Origin of the sequence: Streptomyces sp. TRM68367, assembly GCF_014495685.1 — a bacterium.
Classification (GTDB): Bacteria; Actinomycetota; Actinomycetes; order Streptomycetales; family Streptomycetaceae; genus Streptomyces.
Genome location: NZ_JACTVI010000210.1, coordinates 1 through 4,283, shown reverse-complemented (window position 1 = coordinate 4,283; position 4,283 = coordinate 1). Strand labels below are relative to the sequence as shown.

At 72.9% G+C, this 4,283-nt stretch carries 2 protein-coding genes; one reads left to right on the top strand and one right to left on the bottom strand.

The window, feature by feature from the left end; all coding sequences use genetic code 11:
• Window positions 1-165 precede the first annotated feature (165 nt).
• The gene (locus tag H8R17_RS44590; protein ID WP_187828864.1) at window positions 166-2,859 is read right to left on the bottom strand and encodes a DEAD/DEAH box helicase; all 2,694 of its coding nucleotides are present in this window, start codon (window positions 2,857-2,859) and stop codon (window positions 166-168) included.
• Window positions 2,860-3,339: 480 nt separating this feature from the next.
• Between H8R17_RS44590 and H8R17_RS44585 the strand changes: the two genes are divergently transcribed.
• Window positions 3,340-4,095, top strand: a complete 756-nt coding sequence (locus H8R17_RS44585) for a ferritin-like fold-containing protein (RefSeq protein WP_187828863.1) — start codon at window positions 3,340-3,342, stop codon at window positions 4,093-4,095.
• Window positions 4,096-4,283 lie beyond the last annotated feature (188 nt).

Here is a 4,283-nt window from a genome sequence, read left to right as displayed (position 1 = left end):
GGGGGGGTGAGGTGAGGATGGGGCGGTGGGGGTGCGCGGACAGGCGGAGTGAGGCGCGGACGAGCCGGGTGAGGTGCGGACCGGGGAGTGGGGTGGGACGCGGAAATGACGACGGCCCGGTCCCACGCGGGGTGGGACCGGGCCGTCGTCTCGGCAGGCGGGGGATCAGCGCTCCGCGGGCTCCGCGGCGGCCGTGGCCTTGCGGGTGCGGCGCGCCTTGGGCTTGGCCTCGGCGGTGTCCCCGGAGGCCTGGACGGCCGCCGCAGCCTTACGGGTGCGACGCCGCGGTGCCGCATCCTCCGGCTCCTGTGCGGTCGCCTGAGCCGGGATACCGGCGGACTCGGCAGCCTCGGTCGACGCGGTGGCCTTGCGGGTGCGTCGGCGGGGCTTGGCCTCCGTGCCCTCAGCGGTGTCGACGGCGGCCTCGGCCGCAGCCGTTGCCTTCCGCGTATGGCGCGGCTTGGGCTCGGCGGTTTCCGGCGCCTGTGCGGGTGCGGCGGTGTCGGTCGAGGCGGTGGCCTTGCGGGTGCGTCGGCGCGGCTTCGCCTCCGTGCCCTCGGCCGTGTCCACGGCAGCCTCGGCTGCTTCGGCGGCCTTGCGGGTGCGGCGCGGCTTCGTCTCCGTGACCTCCGGCTCCGAGGTCGGCTGGGCCGGGATCTCGGCTGCCGCGGTGCTCGTGGCCCTCTTCCTGGCGCGGCGGGGCTTGGCCTCGGCGGTGTCGACGGCGGCCTCGGCGGCGTCCGCCTCCGGCGCGGCCGTGGCCTTCCGCGTGCGGCTCGGCTTGGTCTCCGTGGCCTCGGCCGTGTCGACGACAGCCTCGGCGGCCTTGCGGGTGCGTCGGCGCGGCTTGGCTTCCGCGACCTCCGCGGTGTCGACTGCTGTCCCGGCTGCTTCGGTGGCCTTGCGTGTACGGCGGGGCTTGGTCTCCGTGGCCTCGGCGGTGTCGATGGCAAACTCGGCCGCAGTCGTTGCCTTCCGCGTGCGGCGTGGCTTGGCTTCTGTGGCCTCGGCCGTGTCGATCGCCGTCTCCGCGGCTGCCGTTGCCTTGCGGGTACGGCGGCGCGGCTTGGCGGCGGGGGCCTCGGGCTCCACCATGGCCTGCGTGGCGTCCACGAGCTGTGCGGTGTCGACCGCTTCCGCCGCCTCCGCAGTCTCTACGATCTGTGCGCTGTCGACCGCTTCCGCCGCCGGCGCGGACTCCGCGGTCTTCACAGCCTGCCTCGCGTCCACCGGCTCCGGCGTTGCCTTGGCCGTCGCCGTCAGATCCGCGGACTTGCGGGTGCGGCGGCGGCGCGGTTTGGACGGGGCCTCGGGGGCCTCCTGCGTCGTACCCTCCGCCGTGGCCACCGCGCTCTGCGCGGCCTCGGGCGCAGGCGCCTCGGAAGCCGGGGCCGTCGCCTGCTCGGTCGGCACCCCGCCGCGCATGCGGCGACGGCGGCGCGGGGAGCGGGGAGCCGTCTCCGTGGCCGACGGGTCGGCGGGTCCCCCGGCCGTGGTCTCCGGCGCCATAGCCCCGGCCGAATCCGGCGTCGCGTCCAGCGGCGTCCCGCCGCGCATACGACGGCGGCGTCGCGGCGTCGGGGCCTGGCGGTCCCGGTCCCGTTCCCGGTCTGCGGATCGCGCGTCGTCACGCCCGCCCCGGCCACGCCCGCGACCGTTACGGCCGCCCGGCTCGCCCAGGTCCTCCAGCTCCTCCGCGTCGAGCCCGGCGCGCGTGCGCTCCGAGCGCGGCAGGACGCCCTTCGTGCCCTCGGGGATGCCGAGGTCGGCGAAGAGGTGCGGGGACGTGGAGTACGTCTCCGGCGGGTCGCTCAGGCCCAGCTCCAGCGCCTTGTTGATCAGCTGCCAGCGCGGGATGTCGTCCCAGTCGACCAGCGTGATCGCCGTACCCTTCGCGCCCGCCCGGCCCGTACGGCCGATCCGGTGCAGGTACGTCTTCTCGTCCTCCGGCGACTGGTAGTTGATGACGTGCGTCACGCCCTCGACGTCGATGCCGCGCGCGGCGACATCGGTGCACACGAGGACGTCCACCTTGCCGTTGCGGAAGGCGCGCAGGGCCTGCTCGCGCGCCCCCTGCCCGAGGTCGCCGTGCACCGCGCCGGAGGCGAACCCGCGCTGCTTCAGCTGGTCGGCGAGGTCCGCCGCCGTGCGCTTCGTACGGCAGAAGACCATCACCAGCCCGCGGTCCCCGGCCTGCAGGATGCGCGCGACCATCTCGGGCTTGTCCATGTTGTGCGCGCGGTAGACGAACTGGGTGGTGTTCGCCACCGTCGCACCTTCGTCGTCCGGCGCGGTGGCGCGGATGTGCGTCGGCTGCGACATGTACCGGCGGGCGAGGGAGATGACCGCGCCCGGCATGGTCGCCGAGAACAGCATGGTCTGCCGCTTGGCCGGCAGCATGTTGATGATCTTCTCGACGTCGGGCAGGAAGCCCAGGTCGAGCATTTCGTCGGCCTCGTCGAGGACCAGGCACCTCACGTGCTTGAGGTTGAGTTTCTTCTGCCCGGCGAGGTCCAGCAGCCGGCCCGGCGTGCCGACGACCACGTCGACGCCCTTCTTCAGGGACTCGACCTGTGGCTCGTACGCCCGGCCGCCGTAGATCGCGGTGACGCGCACGTTGCGCACCTTGCCGGCGGTCAGCAGGTCGTTCGTCACCTGGACGCACAGCTCGCGCGTGGGGACGACGACGAGTGCCTGCGGGGTGTCGGTGAGGTCTTCGGGCTTGGCGCGGCCCGCCTCAACGTCGGCGGGGACGGTCACGCACTCAAGGAGCGGGAGGCCGAAGCCCAGCGTCTTGCCGGTGCCGGTCTTGGCCTGGCCGATGACGTCCGTGCCCGAAAGGGCCACGGGCAGCGTCATCTCCTGGATGGGGAAGGGGGTGGTGATGCCGACGGCTTCAAGGGCCTCGGCGGTCTCGGGGAGGATCCCGAGCTCTCGGAACGTCGTAGTCAGGGCGCTGCCTCTTCTGTGTGCGCGGCGCGAGGCGAGCGCGGGGGTCTGGTCAGGACCGTGCCGGGGACGTCGGCTGCCCTACGGGCGGGCCGTAGTGCACGGGACCTCGCCGACGCTCTAGCTCTCGCACCACTGAGGGTGTCCCCCTCCGGGTTCCGTACGCTGTGTGCCTACGGACAGGGAGGGCTGTCAGGTCGGAGCCGATCGGGCCACCGACCGGGCATCCTCATACGTGCGGCCTGTCAAGGTACGTCGCAGTACCAGCAGGCGCATTACCACCATACCCCGGATTCGCGCACATGCGATGGCCGCTTTGGTCACGTAGTGGTCGTCACAGTGATTGACCAGGGACTTCCGCCGTGCGGCGAGCGGGCTATTGTGCGCTTCATGACGAGCTCTGACAAGCCTGAGACCGCCTCGGACACCCCCGACACCCCCGCCGAGCACACCGGAGTCGCCGCCCGGGACTGGGCGACGGCCTCCGCCGACCCGCAGTACCGCGCCGCGGTCGTAGACCTGCTCGGTGCGCTCGCCTACGGGGAGCTGGCGGCGTTCGAGCGGCTCGCGGAGGACGCCAAGCTGGCGCCGACGCTGGCGGACAAGGCGGAGCTGGCGAAGATGGCGTCGGCGGAGTTCCACCACTTCGAGCGGCTGCGCGACCGGCTCGCCGAGATCGGCGAGGAGCCGACGCACGCGATGGAGCCGTTCGTCGCCGCGTACGACGACTTCCACAAGCAGACGGCGCCCTCGGACTGGCTGGAAGGGCTTGTCAAGGCGTACGTCGGCGACTCGATCGCCAGCGACTTCTACCGCGAGGTCGCCGCGCGGCTGGACTCCGACACGCGCGCGCTGGTGCTGGCCGTACTGGACGACACCGGGCACGCGGGCTTCGCCGTCGACCGGGTCCGCGCCGCGATCGACGCCGACCCGCGCGTGGGCGGGCGGCTCGCGCTGTGGGCGCGGCGGCTGATGGGCGAGGCCCTGTCGCAGTCCCAGCGGGTGGTGGCCGACCGGGACGCGCTGTCGACGATGCTCGTGGGCGGTGTCGCGGACGGCTTCGACCTCGCCGAGGTCGGCAAGATGTTCTCCCGCATCACCGAGGCCCACACCAAGCGGATGTCGGCGCTGGGCCTCGCGGCCTGAGCCGTCCAAGAGCTGCTGGGCCTCTCGGCCTGAGGCCGGTTCGGGGGCCCTCGCGGCCTGAGGCCGGTTCAGGGGTGATGCCTCGTCCGGCGGTCTAGGAGCAATGCCGTGTAGTTAGGGCTTGCCGATTAATAACTCGCTGTCTTGATCTCCGGTGGGTGGGTGAGTCCTGCCGTGCTGGCGAGGGT